13 protein-coding genes are annotated in these 14,863 nt (G+C 63.4%); 6 read left to right on the plus strand and 7 right to left on the minus strand.

All coding sequences use genetic code 11. The features are described from left to right. Positions 1-229 precede the first annotated feature (229 nt). Positions 230-1,051 carry a tRNA cyclic N6-threonylcarbamoyladenosine(37) synthase TcdA gene (tcdA, locus tag AC0ZZU_RS04955; RefSeq protein ID WP_476339425.1) on the plus strand — a complete coding sequence of 274 codons (822 nt, stop codon included), beginning with the start codon at positions 230-232 and terminating at the stop codon, positions 1,049-1,051. Here the strand turns inward: tcdA and AC0ZZU_RS04960 are convergent. From AC0ZZU_RS04960 to AC0ZZU_RS04975, 4 genes are all read right to left on the minus strand, one after another. Continuing rightward, on the minus strand, positions 1,030-1,440 hold the full coding sequence (locus tag AC0ZZU_RS04960) for a SufE family protein (RefSeq protein ID WP_476339426.1): 411 nt from the start codon (positions 1,438-1,440) through the stop codon (positions 1,030-1,032). The two genes, tcdA and AC0ZZU_RS04960, sit on opposite strands and share 22 nt — an antisense overlap. After that, a complete protein-coding gene (locus AC0ZZU_RS04965) occupies positions 1,437-2,642 on the minus strand; it encodes a cysteine desulfurase (protein WP_476339427.1) in 1,206 nt (401 codons plus the stop codon). Before AC0ZZU_RS04965 ends, AC0ZZU_RS04960 begins: the two co-directional genes overlap by 4 nt. A gap of 64 nt (positions 2,643-2,706) precedes the next feature. Further along, entirely contained in the window at positions 2,707-3,741 is a 1,035-nt protein-coding gene (dapD, locus tag AC0ZZU_RS04970) for a 2,3,4,5-tetrahydropyridine-2,6-dicarboxylate N-succinyltransferase (protein WP_476339428.1), read from the minus strand. Between the two features lie 43 nt (positions 3,742-3,784). After that, on the minus strand, positions 3,785-4,132 hold the full coding sequence (locus AC0ZZU_RS04975) for an ArsC family reductase (RefSeq protein WP_476339429.1): 348 nt from the start codon (positions 4,130-4,132) through the stop codon (positions 3,785-3,787). Between the two features lie 777 nt (positions 4,133-4,909). Here AC0ZZU_RS04975 and AC0ZZU_RS04980 point away from each other — a divergent pair. Then, the gene (locus AC0ZZU_RS04980; protein ID WP_476339430.1) at positions 4,910-6,556 is read left to right on the plus strand and encodes a Na+/H+ antiporter; all 1,647 of its coding nucleotides are present in this window, start codon (positions 4,910-4,912) and stop codon (positions 6,554-6,556) included. A gap of 24 nt (positions 6,557-6,580) precedes the next feature. Here the strand turns inward: AC0ZZU_RS04980 and dapC are convergent, their stop codons facing one another. The 3 genes from dapC to map are packed head-to-tail and all read right to left on the minus strand — an operon-like array spanning position 6,581 to position 11,304. Continuing rightward, complete coding sequence (dapC, locus tag AC0ZZU_RS04985) at positions 6,581-7,777, minus strand: succinyldiaminopimelate transaminase (protein WP_476339431.1); 1,197 nt, start codon at positions 7,775-7,777, stop codon at positions 6,581-6,583. Positions 7,778-7,799: 22 nt separating this feature from the next. Further along, complete coding sequence (locus tag AC0ZZU_RS04990; RefSeq protein WP_476339432.1) at positions 7,800-10,499, minus strand: [protein-PII] uridylyltransferase; 2,700 nt, start codon at positions 10,497-10,499, stop codon at positions 7,800-7,802. 22 nt (positions 10,500-10,521) lie between these two features. Then, on the minus strand, positions 10,522-11,304 hold the full coding sequence (gene map / locus AC0ZZU_RS04995; RefSeq protein ID WP_476339433.1) for a type I methionyl aminopeptidase: 783 nt from the start codon (positions 11,302-11,304) through the stop codon (positions 10,522-10,524). 291 nt (positions 11,305-11,595) lie between these two features. Between map and rpsB the strand changes: the two genes are divergently transcribed. The 4 genes from rpsB (at position 11,596) to frr (ending at position 14,861) form a co-directional block, all read left to right on the plus strand. After that, positions 11,596-12,333: a 30S ribosomal protein S2 gene (rpsB, locus tag AC0ZZU_RS05000; protein ID WP_158459585.1), complete on the plus strand. Its 738-nt coding sequence runs from the start codon at positions 11,596-11,598 to the stop codon at positions 12,331-12,333. A gap of 186 nt (positions 12,334-12,519) precedes the next feature. After that, on the plus strand, positions 12,520-13,383 hold the full coding sequence (gene tsf / locus AC0ZZU_RS05005; protein ID WP_476339434.1) for a translation elongation factor Ts: 864 nt from the start codon (positions 12,520-12,522) through the stop codon (positions 13,381-13,383). A gap of 180 nt (positions 13,384-13,563) precedes the next feature. Continuing rightward, on the plus strand, positions 13,564-14,307 hold the full coding sequence (gene pyrH / locus AC0ZZU_RS05010) for a UMP kinase (protein ID WP_158464820.1): 744 nt from the start codon (positions 13,564-13,566) through the stop codon (positions 14,305-14,307). After that, a complete protein-coding gene (gene frr, locus AC0ZZU_RS05015) occupies positions 14,304-14,861 on the plus strand; it encodes a ribosome recycling factor (RefSeq protein WP_476339435.1) in 558 nt (185 codons plus the stop codon). Before pyrH ends, frr begins: the two co-directional genes overlap by 4 nt. Positions 14,862-14,863 lie beyond the last annotated feature (2 nt).

A 14,863-nucleotide genomic window follows, 5' to 3' on the forward strand; every position in this document is an offset into this window, starting at 1 on the left:
AACGGACGGACACTGCAGGATGGCGAGATCTAGGTGTGTCCGGGAGACTCAAGAATTGGATTTTCTGCGTGGGCCGAAGTTCTTGGCACGTTCCGTTGTAGTCCAAAATCTATCAATTACGTGGGACATTAAAGCATTGAATGGGCCATTACCAATCCACCTGCGCGGCGTTGATGCCATCGCCCGCTGGGCGGCCTATAATGCGCGCCGGTTTTTTCGGGGTGACACTATGAGTACAGAAGATCCACGCTTTGCCGGCGTCGCCCGGCTGTACGGCGATGAAGGCTTGCAGCGCTTGCGCCAGGCCCATGTGGCAATCGTCGGTATCGGCGGCGTCGGTTCGTGGGCGGCCGAGGCCATGGCGCGCAGTGGCGTGGGCGAGATCTCGCTGTTCGACCTGGACGACGTCTGCGTGAGCAACGTCAACCGTCAGGCCCATGCCCTGGATGGGCAGGTAGGCCGGCCCAAGGTCGAGGTCATGGCCGAACGGCTGCAGGCGATCAACCCGGCGTGCAAGGTGCACGCGGTCGCGGATTTCGTCACCCGCGACACCATGAGCGATTACATCACCGAGCAGATGGACTGCGTGATCGACTGCATCGACAGCGTCATGGCCAAGGCCGCCCTGATTGCCTGGTGCCGTCGGCGCAAGATCGCCGTGGTCAGCACCGGCGGTGCGGGTGGTCAGATCGACCCGACCCAGATACAGGTCTGCGACCTCAACAAGACCTTCAATGATCCGCTGGCCTCGCGGGTACGCTCGACCTTGCGCCGCGACTACAACTTCTCGCGCAATGTCAGCCGCAACTATGGCGTGCCCTGTGTGTTCTCGTCCGAGCAGCTGCGCTACCCCAAGGGTGATGGCAGCGTCTGCCTGCAGAAGAGTTTTGTCGGGGAAGGGGTACGGCTGGACTGCTCGGGTGGCTTCGGCGCGGTGATGATGGTAACCGCGACCTTTGGCATGGTCGCCGCCAGCAAGGCGGTGGAAAAACTCGTGGGGGGCGCCCGGCGGCCATCCGAGCGCGAGGCTCAGGTGCCCGACGCCAGCTGAGTCATGCGTTGCAGCACGGCATGCAGTCCGTTGCTGCGCGACGGCGAGAGTTGCCGTTCCAGCCCCAGCTGGATGAACCAGGCGCGCATGTCCAGCTGCGCCAGGGCGGCGCTGTCCAGGCCTTGTACACGGACCAGCAGCAACGCAAGCAGCCCGCGCAGCAGGCGTGCGTCGCTGCTGGCCTTGAAGTGCCACCGACCGTCGCGCTGCCCGGCCGTCAGCCAGACCAGGCTTTCGCAGCCATGCACGCGGTTGGTCTCGACCTTTTCGTCATCGTCCAGGGGCGCCAGGCGTTCACCCCACTGCATCAGCAGGCGCGCGCGCTGTTCCCAGCCCCGGGCCTGCTCGAAGCTCTCCAGTGCCTGGCCCGCTTCAATGGACAGGCTCACCGCAGCAGCTCCAGGCCTTGGTCCAGTGCATCGAAGAAACGCTGGAGGTCGTCGCTGTCGTTGTACAGGGCCAGCGATACGCGGATCGCGCCATCGAGCCCAAGGCCTTGAAGCAGGGGCATCGCGCAGTGGTGACCAGCACGCACGGCAATCCCTTGTTCGGTCAGCAGGTGCGCGATGTCGGCATTGTGTACCCCATCGATGACAAAGCTGGCCAGGGCAGTCTGCGGCGAGCCCAGCAGGCGTACGCCCTCGCGCTCGCCGAGCCCGCGCAGCAGCTGCTGGTGCAGGTGGGCTTCATGGGCGGCTACCGCATTGGCGTCCAGGCTGCCCAGGTAATCTAGGGTCGCGCCCAGGCCGATAACACCGGCGATCGGCGGTGTACCGGCCTCGAAACCCAGCGGGGCCGGGCGAAAGCTGGCGCTATGGTAGTCCGCGATCTGCACCATCTCGCCACCGAACTGCCAATGGCGCAGGCGCTCAAGGGCCTGAGGTTGGCCGTGGATCACGCCGACCCCATCGGGGCCATAGAGCTTGTGGCTCGAGAACACATAGAAGTCGCACCCCAGTTGCTGCACATCGTGGCGCCCATGGACCACGCCCTGGGCGCCGTCGACGATGGTCAGCGCACCTTGCGCTCGGGCATGGGCCAGCAACGGCGGCAGCGGCTGCCAGGTCCCCAGGACGTTGGACAGCTGGCTGACAGCCAGCAGGCGCGTACGCGGGCCGATCAGCTGCAACGCCTGCTCAAGGTCGATGCGCCCCTGCATATCCAGGGGTAGCACGACCAGGCGGGCACCCCGGCGCCGCGCCAGCTGCTGCCAGGGCAGCAGGTTGGCATGGTGCTCCAGGGCGCTGATGGCAATCTCGTCGCCGGCCTCGAACAGGTATTCAAGACCGTAGGCCAAGAGGTTCAGCGCCGATGTAGCGCCATGGGTGAAGATGATCTGCTGCGCATCGGTGGCGTTCAGCCAGGCGGCGGTCTTGTCGCGGCTGGCTTCGAAGGCCTGGGTCGACAGGGCGCCAGGCAGGTGCTGGGCACGGTGCACGTTGGCTGCGCCATGGGCGTAGTAATGACTGAGGGCGTCAAGCAACGCCTGGGGTTTCTGCGTAGTGGCGGCGTTGTCCAGGTAGGTCTGGTGCTGCCGCTGCAGGGCGTCGATGGCGGGGAAGTCAGCGCGCCAGGGGGAAGGTTGCAACATGATCTTGGGACCTGAAATCGGGCCTGGCAGTAGGCCAGGCCCGATATTACCACTTCAGCCGGTGTTAGTTATGGGCGTGAAGGGCTTCGTTCAGCTCGATAGCCGACTTGTGGGTCTTGCACTCCACTGCGCCGCTGACCGAATTGCGGCGGAACAGCAGGTCGGTCTGGCCGGCCAGGTCGCGTGCCTTGACCACCTTGACCAGTTGGTTCTGCTCGTCGAGCAGCTGCACCTTGGTGCCCGCGGTGATGTACAGGCCCGCTTCGACGGTGTTGCGGTCACCCAGCGGAATCCCGATACCGGCGTTGGCGCCGATCAGGCAGCCTTCGCCGACCTTGATCACGATGTTGCCGCCGCCCGACAGGGTACCCATGGTCGAGCAGCCGCCGCCCAGGTCCGAACCCTTGCCGACGAACACGCCAGCCGATACGCGGCCTTCGATCATGCCCGGGCCTTCGGTGCCGGCGTTAAAGTTGACGAAGCCCTCGTGCATGATCGTGGTGCCTTCGCCGATGTAGGCGCCCAGGCGCACACGGGCGCTGTCGGCGATACGCACGCCGGCCGGGACCACGTAGTCGGTCATCTTCGGGAACTTGTCCACCGAGAACACTTCCAGCAGCTCGCCCTTCAGGCGCGCCTCGAGCTGTTGCTCGGCCAGTTCGCCCAGGTCGATGGCGCCCTGGCTGGTCCAGGCAACGTTGGGCAGCAGCGGGAAGATGCCGGCCAGGCTCACGCCATGCGGCTTGACCAGGCGATGCGACAGCAGGTGCAGCTTGAGGTAGGCCTCTGGCGTCGACGTCAGCGTGGTGTCTTCGGCCAGCAGGGTGGCGACCACCGGCTTGTGGCTTTCGGCCAGGCGAGTCAGCAGCGCGGCCTGGGTGGCATCGATGTGCTTCAGGGCATCGGCCAGTTGCGAGGCCTGGGCCGGGCTGAACGAGATCGCCTGGTTGCCGCCTTCGTAGCCCAGGATCGGCGTCACGGCATCGACCAGCTCGGCAGGCGGGTTGAGCAGGGGTTGCGCGTAGAAGACTTCCAGCCAGGTGCCCTGGCGGTTCTGGGTGCCGACACCGAAGGCCAGGCTGAACAGAGTAGTGGACATGCAGTTACCTCTTGCGAATAGGGGGTGGAAGCGGGGGGCAGGGTCAGCTCAGGGCTGCCGCGTACAGGTCCGGCTTGAAGCCGACCAGGGTGCGGCCGCCGAGGTCGAGTACCGGGCGCTTGATCATCGAAGGTTGCGCGAGCATCAGCTCGACCGCCCTGGCCTGGTCGAGACCGGCCTTGCTGGCGTCGTCGAGCTTGCGGAACGTGGTACCGGCGCGATTGAGGACGACTTCCCAGCCGTGTTCCGCGCACCAGCGGTTGAGGCTGTCACGGTCGATGCCTTGGGTCTTGTAGTCGTGGAACGCGTAGTCGATGGCATGTTCTTCAAGCCAGGTGCGTGCCTTTTTCATCGTGTCGCAGGCTTTGATGCCGTAGAGAGTGTGAGCCATTGAATTTACTGAGGAAGACTGGGTTTCAGGCTTTCTCGAGATCTCCCGGAAATTCGATGCCCGATTATGCGGCATCGGTAGGTTGAGCGCCACGGGTGTGGGGTGAGGCCTTGGTGCATGTCTTGAGTTCAGTGGTGGTGCGCGGAGCGAGCGGCCTGTGTGCGGCGCATCGCGAAGCGTGCGCTTGGGGCCTTGTGGCGCCCATGAGATCGAGCGCGTGTGCGCTTGGGGCCTTGTGGCGCCGCATGAATCGAGCGCCGCCCGCGCGGCGCATCGCGGGACAAGCCCGCTCCCACAATTTGTTGCAACGTGCCATGGCCTGTGGGATTTGGGTTGTCAGCCTTGGTGCATGGCAGAGGACGGGTGGGGGGCGGTGTGCTCGCCGCAACATTTTCGCCGTACAGTCAAGGCTAAGACTCCGAACTGTCAGGCCATGGCACGTTGCAACAAATGTGGGAGCGGGCTTGTCCCGCGATGCGCCGCGCGGGCGGCGCTCGATCTCCAGGGCGCCACAAGGCCCCAAGCGCACGCTTCGCGCGGGCGCCACAAGGCCCCAAGGCATGCACCTCATAGCCCCCAAGCAAAACCCCACCCGTGCAACTCTCACCCACCCCGAATGTCCATTCTTGGCAACACCATGTTACAGATCCCGATACCAGCTGCGACTTTCGTGCAGCGGCCAGCCTGCCTCAATCCCATTAACATATTGTTTCAAATGGCAATGTCCATCCCAGCAGCGCCACCACCCCACTCCCGATGCAGAGGAAACCCCGCCGCATGCAATCTGCCTACACCGTCCTCATCCTGCTGATGCTGGTAAGCGTCTCCAAGCTGGTCGGGCGGGTGCTCCCCCTGCCATTGCCATTGGTACAGATCGGCGCCGGGGCGCTGCTGGCCTGGCCGAACCTTGGCTTGCATGTGGCCCTGGACCCGGAGTTGTTCCTGTTCCTGTTCCTGCCGCCGCTGCTGTTTGTCGATGGCTGGCGCATGCCCAAGCGCGAACTGTGGCGACTGCGCGGGCCGGTGCTGACGCTGGCTGTAGGTCTGGTGCTGTTCACCGTCGTCGGGGCCGGGTACTTCATTCACTGGATCTTGCCGAGCATTCCGCTGCCGGTGGCATTTGCGTTGGCAGCCATTCTTTCGCCCACCGATGCCGTGGCAGTCTCTGCGATTACCCAAGGCCGACTGCCGACGCCCCTGATGCACATGCTTCAGGGCGAGGCCCTGCTCAACGACGCATCGGGCCTGGTGACGTTCAAGTTCGCCCTGGCGGCGGCGATCACGGGTGTGTTCTCCCTGACCGAAGCCAGCCTGACCTTCGTGCTGGTGGCACTGGGCGGCCTGGCGGTGGGGGTGGCCCTGAGCTGGCTGGTCGGCCGCCTGCGGATGTGGATGATTGCCCGCGGCTGGGATGATCCGGCGACCCATGTGGTGTTCATGCTGCTGCTGCCGTTCGCGGCCTATGTGCTGGCCGAGCGCCTGGGCACGTCGGGCATCCTCTCGGCGGTGGCGGCCGGCATGATGCAGAGCTGGCTCGACCTGTTGCCGCGCCAGACCAGCACACGCCTGCTCAACCGCAGTGTCTGGTCGCTGCTGGAATTCGCCTTCAACGGCCTGATCTTCCTGCTGCTGGGCTTGCAGCTGCCGGACATCGTGAAGGCCGTGGCCAGCCACGAGACGTCGCTGTGGCCGACGCTGGCCTATCGCTGCCTTGATGTACTCGCGATCTTTGGTGTGCTGATCCTTCTGCGCTTTGTCTGGGTGCAGAGCATCTGGCGGGCGATCGGAGTGATCCGCCGCTGGAGGGGCAAGCCCGAACTGGTGCTGGTGCCTACCGCGCGCTCCTGCTGGCTGCTGACATTGGGCGGCGTGCGCGGAGCGGTGACCCTGGCGGGTGTGATGTCGGTGCCTTTGCTGATCGCGGCTGGTGCGCCGTTTCCCGAGCGTGACCTGCTGATCTTCATCGCTGCCGGCGTGATCCTGCTGTCGCTGGTGTCAGCCTGTGTGGCACTGCCTCTGTTGCTGCGTGGGGTGGACAAGAGCCCGGACGAAACCCTCCAGCAGGAGGTTCAGGAAGCATGGAAGCGCACCGCCGAAGCAGCCATCCATGCGCTGGAGGCAGAAGAAGTGGTCGAGGCCGGTGCGCCCCAGGATGCCGCTCAGGCGGCAATGGCTGCCGAGCTCAAGGGGCGGCTGATGGCCGAGTATCGCGAAGAGCTGGAGAGCTACAACGACAGCGATGAAGCCCGCGCCCTTGCCGAGCAGATGGACCAGCTCGAACGCCGCCTGCGCCTCAAGGCCGTGCGCGCCCAGCGCCTGGAACTCTACAACCTGCACCGCCAGCACCTGGTCGGGGACGATGTAGTGCGCAAGGTGCTGGGTGAGCTGGACATGAGCGAGGCGAACCTCGGGCACGGCCGGTAGAAGCGTCGCAGGCGCGGGTGGTTCTCAGCGATCCTGCAGGAACGCCCGGATCCGCTGCGCGGCCTCGATGCACTCGGCCAGCGGGGCGACCAGTGCCATGCGTACTCGCCCGGCCCCGGGGTTGACGCCGTCAACCTCACGCGACAGGTACGAACCCGGTACGACGGTCACATGCTGCGACTCGAACAGGTCACGGCAGAATTCGGCATCGTCACCGGGGACCTTCGCCCACAGGTAGAAACTGCCATCGGGACGCTGCACGTCCATCACCGGCTGCAGGATCTCCAGCACCGCGTCGTACTTGGCCCGGTACTGGTCGCGGTTGGCGCGCACGTGGGCTTCGTCCTGCCAGGCGGCAATGCTCGCCAGCTGGGTCTGTACCGGCATGGCGCAGCCATGGTAGGTGCGGTACAGCAGGAATGGCTTGATGATCCGAGCGTCACCCGCCACGAAGCCCGAACGCAGGCCTGGCAGGTTGGAGCGCTTGGACAGGCTGTGGAATACCACGCAACGGGCAAAATCGCTGCGGCCCAGCTCGGCACAGGCACTGAGCAGTCCCGGTGGCGGGTTTTCCTCGTCGAAGTACAGCTCGCTGTAGCACTCGTCGGCGGCGATCACGAAGTCATGCTCGTCGGCGAGGGCGATCAGCTTTTTCAGGGTGTCCATTGGCACCAAGGCGCCCGTGGGGTTGCCTGGGGAACACAGGAACAGGATCTGGCAACGCTGCCACACCTCGGCGGGCACGGCGTCGAAATCGGGGTTGAAGCCGTTGCTGTCCAGGCAGGGCAGGTAGTGCGGGGTCGCACCGGCCAGCAGTGCCGCGCCTTCGTAGATCTGATAGAACGGGTTGGGGCTGATCACCAGCCCGTCGTCGGCGCGATTGACCACCGCCTGGGTAAAGGCAAACAGCGCTTCACGGGTGCCGTTGACCGGCAGCACATGGCGATCGGCGTCGAGCCAGCCGGCCGGCACGCCAAAACGGCGCTCGCACCAATGGCCGATGGCCTGGCGCAAGGCGGGCAGGCCCAGGGTGCTGGGATACACCGCAAGCTTGTCCAGGTTGTCGGCCAGGGCCTTGGCCACGAAGGCCGGCGATTCGTGCTTCGGCTCGCCGATCGACAGGGCGATGGCGCGTTTGTCCGCCGCGGGCGTCACGCTGCCAAGCAGGGCGCGCAGTTTCTCGAAGGGGTAGGGCTGAAGCTGGGTCAAGGCATGATTCATCGGCGCGGGGTCTCGTCAAACGTTAAAAAGTCACGCGGGCAGGGTTGGCATCGCTGCTCTGGCAGGCCTGCAGCTGCTGCACGATGGCCTCTTGCAGGCGGGCGCACAGCTGCGGATCGGACAGCGGCTGGTTGTCGGCGTCGGTGATGAAGAACACGTCTTCCACACGCTCGCCCAAGGTGGCGATCTTGGCGTTCTGCAGCGACAGGTCGAACTCCAGGAAGATCCTGCCGATGCGCGCCAGCAGGCCGGGGCGATCGGGTGCGGTCAGTTCGAGGATGGTCACCGGCCGCTGGGCATCGTTGTGGATCGTTACCTGGGGCGCGAAGGTAAAGTGCTTGAGCTGGCGCGGCACCCGGCGCTGGATGATCGTCGGGTAGTCCTCGGGGTTGCGCAGCGCCTCGGTCAGTCCATCGCGGATCTGCCTGACCCGCACGGGGTTGTCGCCGATCGAGCCGCCGTCATTGTCGAGCACGATATAGGTGTCGAGGGTGAACTGGCTGCTCGAGGTGATGATGCGGGCATCATGGATATTCAGGTTGAGCTGCGACATGGCCGCCACCGTCACCGCGAAGAAATCATGCTGGTCCGGGGCGTAGATGAAAATCTGCGTGCCGCCCTCGAACTCGCGCTGGGTGGTTTCCTTGATCAGCACCAGCGGGCCGCCGTCGGCCGGCTGCTGCAGGATCGCGTCAGTGTGCCAGGCGACGTCCGCGGCGGTATGGCGCAGGAAATAATCATCTCCCAGCTGCGACCACAGCTGCTCGACGTCGTCCGGGTCGGTGCCCTCGCGAATGAGCGTGTCGAGCGCGGCGCTCTGGGTCTGGCGGATCTGCTCCTCGCGGTCCAGCGGGTTCTCGAGGCCACGGCGCAGTGCGCGCTTGGTCTCGGTGTAGAGCTGGCGCAGCAGGCTCGCGCGCCATGAATTCCACAGGCTGGGGTTGGTGGCGTTGATGTCGGCCACGGTCAGCACGTAGAGATAATCCAGATGGGTCTCGTCGCCGACCAGCAGGGCGAAATCGTTGATCACCTGCGGATCGGAAAGGTCCTTGCGCTGGGCGGTGGTCGACATGCCCAGGTGGTTCTGCACCAGCCAGACGATCAGCCGGCTGTCCCAGGCGGGCAACTGGTGACGCTCGCAGAACGCTTGCGCGTCGACCGCGCCGAGCTCCGAGTGGTCGCCCTGGCGGCCTTTGCCGATGTCGTGGTACAGCCCGGCCAGGTAGATCAGCTCAGGCTTGGGCAGGCGGCCCATGAGCTTGCTGGCGAGCGGGAATTTCTCCGATACCGGCGTGTACTGCAGCTTGCGCAGGTGCTTGATCAGGTTGAGCGTATGCGCATCGACGGTATAGATGTGGAACAGGTCGTGCTGCATCTGCCCGACGATCAGCCCGAACTCGGGCAGGTAGCGTCCAAGGATGCCGTAACGGTTCATCCGGCGCAGGTTGCGGTGGATACCGATCTCGCACTTGAACAGCTCGATGAACAGACTGGTGTTGCGGATATCGTTGCGGAAAGTGTCGTCGATCAGGTGACGATGCTCGCGCAGCAGGCGCACGGTATCGGCCCGCACGCCCTTGATCTCCGGATGCTGGGCCATCAGCACGAAGATCTCGAGCATGGCGAACGGCGTGCGCTTGAACACATTCGCCTTGACCGCCTCGATGTAGCCATCATGCAGGCGGAAGCGGGCGTTGAGCGGCTGGGTGCTGCCGTTGTCGTCGGCGAGGATGACTTCCTCGAAGTGCTGGATGATCAGGTCGCACAACTGGCTGATGCTCATCACCACCCGGTAGTACTGCTGCATGAACTGCTCGATGGCACGCTTCGGGCTCTCGTCGCTGAAGCCCAGCAGCCCGGCGATGCTGCGCTGGTGGTCGAACAGCAGGCGGTCCTCGGAGCGCCCCGCAAGCATGTGCAGCGCGTAGCGCACTTTCCAGAGAAATTCCTGGGACGAGGCGAGCAGCTCGTTTTCGCTCTCCAGCAGAAACCCTTCGCCTGCCAATGCATGCAGGTTGAGGGTGCCGTACTGGCGGCGGGCGACCCAGAGCACCGTCTGGATGTCGCGCAGGCCGCCCGGTGAGCCCTTCACGTTGGGCTCAAGGTTGTATTCGGTGTCGTTGTACTTGTGGTGCCGTGCCTTGAGCTCGGCGCGCTTGGCAAGGAAGAATTCCTTGCTGGGCCACACGTGCTCGGTGCTGGTGGCCTCGAGCATGCGCTGGCGCAGGGCCTCGGGGCCCGCGATGGTTCGACTTTCCATCAGGTTGGTGATGACCGTCAGGTCGGCGCGGGCCTGCTCGACACACTCCTCGACGGTGCGCACGCTCTGGCCCACTTCCAGGCCGATGTCCCACAGCAGGGTGAGAAAACCTTCGATGGCCTCGCGATAAAGCTCGTGCTCCGCACTGCCGAGCAGGATCAGCAGGTCGATGTCCGACCCCGGGTGCAGTTCGCCGCGGCCGTAACCGCCGACGGCGACCAGGGCGATGCCGGTCTTGTCATGCCAACCGAATTGCTTCCATGCCTGCTGCAGGATGTTGTCGACGAACCAGGCGCGGTCCTCGATCAGCCGGCGGATCTCGCGGCCGCTGCGAAAGCGCGCGTCAAGCACCTCGCCAGCCCGGCGGATAGCCTTCTTGAAGGCCGGGATGGGACTTGCCTTGAGGGCCAGTTCCGCCTGGAACTGGCCGCGGTCGAACAGATCGGGATCCACCTGGGGCATCTAATCGCGTTCCTGGAAAAGGTCAGGCCGACGTGCGGGCAATGGTGTCGTCTTTGCGCAGGGTGAAGATTTCGTAGCCGGTCGCCGTGACCACCAGGGTGTGTTCCCACTGGGCCGAGAGCTTGCGGTCCTTGGTGATCGCGGTCCAGCCATCGCCCAGCACCTTGGTGTCGGCCTTGCCCTGGTTGATCATCGGCTCGATGGTGAAGGTCATGCCTTCCTTGAGCTCCATGCCGGTGCCGGCACGGCCGTAGTGGAGGATCTGCGGCTCTTCGTGGAACACCTTGCCGATGCCGTGGCCGCAGAACTCGCGCACCACCGAGAAACCATTCTTCTCGGCATGCTTCTGGATCACCTCGCCGATGTCGCCCAGGCGGCAGCCCGGCCTGACCAGCTCGATGGCCTTGTACAGGCACTCCTGGGTGACGCTGGACAGGCGCTCGGCCCAGACCGGCACGCTGCCGACGTGGAACATGCGGCTGGTGTCGCCGTGGTAGCCGTCCTTGATCACGGTCACGTCGATGTTCAGCGTGTCGCCATCCTTGAGCGGCTTGTCACCGGGGATGCCGTGGCACACCACGTGGTTGATCGAGGTGCAGATCGACTTGGGAAAACCCTTGTAGTTGAGCGGCGCGGGAATGGCCTTCTGCACATTGACGATATGGTCATGGCAAAGGCGGTCGAGCTCTTCGGTGGTGACACCGGGCTTGACGTGCTCTGCGATCATTTCCAGGACTTCGGCGGCCAGGCGGCCGGCGATGCGCATCTTCTCGATGTCTTCGGCGGTTTTGATGGTTACGGTCATTACAGGCTCTCTACGGCGCCGCGCGGGGCGCAAACAAACAGGAAAGGCCCGATTCTAGCAGAGCAGGGTAGCGATCTGGGCGACAATGCACGGGCCGCTGACCAGATGCGGTGATCCGTGTTCCGTTTGCGGGCGCTCTGTGGTATAACATGCGCCGCTTTCGGGGATGACCCCGCGAGCCCTAACCCACACACGTGTCGACACGATGGCCTGGGTGCCCCGGTTCCGCTGGAACCGCGGGTTGGTCATTGGGATACGTGGAGGCCCAACCCGACTTATCAAGGAACTATCATGTCCCAAGTCAACATGCGCGATATGCTGAAGGCCGGTGTGCACTTCGGCCACCAGACCCGTTACTGGAACCCGAAAATGGGCAAGTACATTTTCGGCGCGCGCAACAAGATCCACATCATCAACCTGGAAAAAACCCTGCCGATGTTCAACGACGCTCTGTCGTTCGTCGAGCGCCTGGCCCAGGGCAAGAACAAGATCATGTTCGTCGGCACCAAGCGTTCCGCCGGCAAGATCGTCGCCGAGCAAGCTGCTCGCTGCGGTTCGCCATACGTTGATCACCGTTGGTTGGGCGGCATGCTGACCAACTACAAGACCATCCGTGCATCGATCAAGCGCCTGCGCGACCTGGAAGTCCAGGCCGAAGACGGCACTTTCACCAAGCTGACCAAGAAGGAAGCGCTGATGCGCTCCCGTGATCTGGAAAAACTGGATCGCAGCCTGGGTGGTATCAAGGACATGGGCGGCCTGCCTGATGCCCTGTTCGTGATCGACGTCGACCACGAGCGCATCGCGATCACCGAAGCCAACAAGCTGGGCATCCCGGTCATCGGCATCGTCGATACCAACAGCAGCCCTGAAGGTGTTGACTACGTGATCCCAGGTAACGATGACGCCATCCGCGCCATCGAGCTGTACATGACTTCGATGGCTGACGCTGTCATCCGCGGCCGCAACCATGTTGCCGGCGGCACCGAAGTCTTCGCTGAAGAAGCGGCAGCACCTGCAGCCGAGTAATTGACGCCTGGCGTCTACTTGGCACGCAAAAAGGGGGCTTCGCCCCCTTTTTGCCACCTTGAAATCCTGCTGTCAGCAAGGGTCCCGCATCATGGGCCTGCTGAGATGAAATCAGCGGATTCGCAGAATTGAACGCCCGTGATGAGCGGGTGGAATGGTTGAAAAACTTTCCAAGAGGATTTTGAAATGGCAGCAATTACTGCAGCGCTGGTCAAAGAACTGCGCGAGCGTACCGGCGAAGGCATGATGGATTGCAAGAAGGCCCTGGAAAAGGCCGGCGGCGACATCGAGAAAGCCATTGACGACATGCGTGCCTCGGGCGCCATCAAGGCCGCCAAGAAGGCTGGCAACGTCGCAGCTGAAGGCGCTATCGCCATCAAGGCAGACGACAAGTCCGCGGTTCTGCTGGAAGTGAACTCGCAGACCGACTTCCTGGCCCTGCAAGACGACTTCAAGAACTTCGTCGCTGAAAGCGTCGAGCAAGCCTTCGCCGAGAAGCTGACCGATGCCGCTCCGCTGATCGCTTCCCGTGAAGCTGCTCGTGAAGCGCTGGTTGCCAAGGTTGGCGAGAACGTCAACATCCGTCGCCTGGTGCGCGTTGAGGGTGACGTTGTCGGTACCTACCTGCACGGCAACAAGATCGGTGTCGCCGTTGTCCTGAAGGGCGGCGACGTCCAGCTGGCCAAGGAAATCGCCATGCACGTGGCTGCCAGCAACCCAGAGTTCCTGCTGCCGTCGGAAGTCTCGGCCGAAGCCATCGAGCGCGAGAAGGGCGTATTCCTGACTCTCAACGAAGAGAAGATCAAGGGCAAGCCTGAGAACATCGTCGAGAACATGGTCAAGGGCCGTATCTCCAAGTTCCTGGCCGAAGCCAGCCTGGTTGAACAGGCCTTCGTCATGAACCCGGAAATCAAGGTCGGCGAGCTGGCCAAGAAAGCCGGTGCCGAAATCGTTTCGTTCACCTACTTCAAGGTAGGCGAAGGCATCGAGAAGCCGGTCGACAACTTCGCTGAAGAAGTTGCTGCCCAGCTGGCTGCTGCCAAGCAGTAAGACAGACCCGTCTGTCGCCACAAAGAGGCTGCCCGCTCACGCGCGCAGCCTCTTTGTCAAACCGGAGGCAGGTTTATCGAACCTCTCTCCGCTGGCGCTGAAGCAGCGCCACGCTACAGTTAGCTGGCTATACGCAGCCCGCGCAGAATTTTATTGAAAACGCCGCAGGAGAGACTCGCAATGGCTCAGCAGGTGAGTGGTCGCCAACCTCGCTATAAACGCATTTTGCTCAAACTTAGCGGCGAAGCCCTGATGGGTTCGGAAGAGTTCGGGATCGACCCGAAGGTACTGGACCGCATGGCCCTCGAAGTGGGTCAGCTGGTCGGTATCGGTGTCCAGGTCGGCCTGGTGATCGGTGGTGGCAACCTGTTCCGTGGTGCGGCGCTCAGCGCAGCCGGCATGGACCGGGTCACCGGCGATCACATGGGTATGCTGGCAACCGTGATGAACGGCCTGGCGATGCGCGATGCGCTGGAGCGCTCGAACATCCCCGCCCTGGTCATGTCCGCGATTTCCATGGTCGGCGTTACCGATCATTACGACCGTCGCAAAGCTATCCGTCACCTTAACTCCGGTGATGTGGTAATTTTCTCCGCCGGTACCGGCAACCCGTTCTTCACCACCGACTCGGCTGCCTGCCTGCGCGGTATCGAAATCGATGCCGACGTTGTGCTGAAGGCGACCAAGGTCGATGGTGTGTACACTGCCGATCCATTCAAGGACCCGCACGCCGAGAAGTTCGACCATCTGACGTACGATGAAGTACTGGACCGCAAGCTTGGCGTGATGGACCTGACCGCAATCTGCCTGTGCCGCGACCACAAGATGCCATTGCGGGTATTCAACATGAACAAGCCTGGCGCCCTGCTGAACATCGTGGTGGGTGGCGCTGAAGGAACCCTGATCGAGGAAGGCCAAGCATGATCAACGAAATCAAGAAAGACGCCCAGGAGCGGATGAACAAGTCGCTGGAGTCCCTTCAGCATGCATTCGGTCGTATCCGCACCGGTGTGGCGCACCCAAGCATCCTGGAAGGCGTCATGGTGCCTTACTACGGCTCGGACACCCCTATCAAGCAAGTGGCCAACATCACGGTCAAGGATTCGCGCACCCTGCAGGTCGTTGCCTTCGAGCGCAACATGCTCGGAGCGGTCGACAAGGCGATCGGCAGCGCTGGCCTGAACCTGAACCCGACCAACCTGGGCGAGATGCTGCTGATCACCATGCCGGCGCTGACCGAAGAGACCCGCAAGGGCTTCACCAAGCAGGCGCGTGACGCTGCCGAAGACGGCCGCATCGCAGTCCGCAACATTCGCCGTGACGCCTTGAGCCAGCTCAAGGACCTGGTCAAGGAGAAGGAGATCAGCGAGGACGAAGAACGTCGCGCCGCCGATGACATCCAGAAGCTGACCGACAAGTTCGTGGCCGACATCGAAGTTGCTGTGAAGGCGAAGGAAAAGGACTTGATGGCCGTCTGAGG

The organism is Pseudomonas sp. JE3303 (assembly GCF_056312565.1).

Bases quoted from the DNA above. Each gene is read 5' to 3' on its own strand.
- tcdA (WP_476339425.1), top strand. From the start codon at position 230: ATGAGTACAGAAGATCCACGCTTTGCCGGCGTCGCCCGGCTGTACGGC.
- AC0ZZU_RS04965 (WP_476339427.1), bottom strand. From the start codon at position 2,642: ATGTTGCAACCTTCCCCCTGGCGCGCTGACTTCCCCGCCATCGACGCC.
- dapD (WP_476339428.1), bottom strand. From the start codon at position 3,741: ATGTCCACTACTCTGTTCAGCCTGGCCTTCGGTGTCGGCACCCAGAAC.
- AC0ZZU_RS04975 (WP_476339429.1), bottom strand. From the start codon at position 4,132: ATGGCTCACACTCTCTACGGCATCAAAGCCTGCGACACGATGAAAAAG.
- AC0ZZU_RS04980 (WP_476339430.1), top strand. From the start codon at position 4,910: ATGCAATCTGCCTACACCGTCCTCATCCTGCTGATGCTGGTAAGCGTC.
- dapC (WP_476339431.1), bottom strand. From the start codon at position 7,777: ATGAATCATGCCTTGACCCAGCTTCAGCCCTACCCCTTCGAGAAACTG.
- AC0ZZU_RS04990 (WP_476339432.1), bottom strand. From the start codon at position 10,499: ATGCCCCAGGTGGATCCCGATCTGTTCGACCGCGGCCAGTTCCAGGCG.
- map (WP_476339433.1), bottom strand. From the start codon at position 11,304: ATGACCGTAACCATCAAAACCGCCGAAGACATCGAGAAGATGCGCATC.
- rpsB (WP_158459585.1), top strand. From the start codon at position 11,596: ATGTCCCAAGTCAACATGCGCGATATGCTGAAGGCCGGTGTGCACTTC.
- tsf (WP_476339434.1), top strand. From the start codon at position 12,520: ATGGCAGCAATTACTGCAGCGCTGGTCAAAGAACTGCGCGAGCGTACC.
- pyrH (WP_158464820.1), top strand. From the start codon at position 13,564: ATGGCTCAGCAGGTGAGTGGTCGCCAACCTCGCTATAAACGCATTTTG.
- frr (WP_476339435.1), top strand. From the start codon at position 14,304: ATGATCAACGAAATCAAGAAAGACGCCCAGGAGCGGATGAACAAGTCG.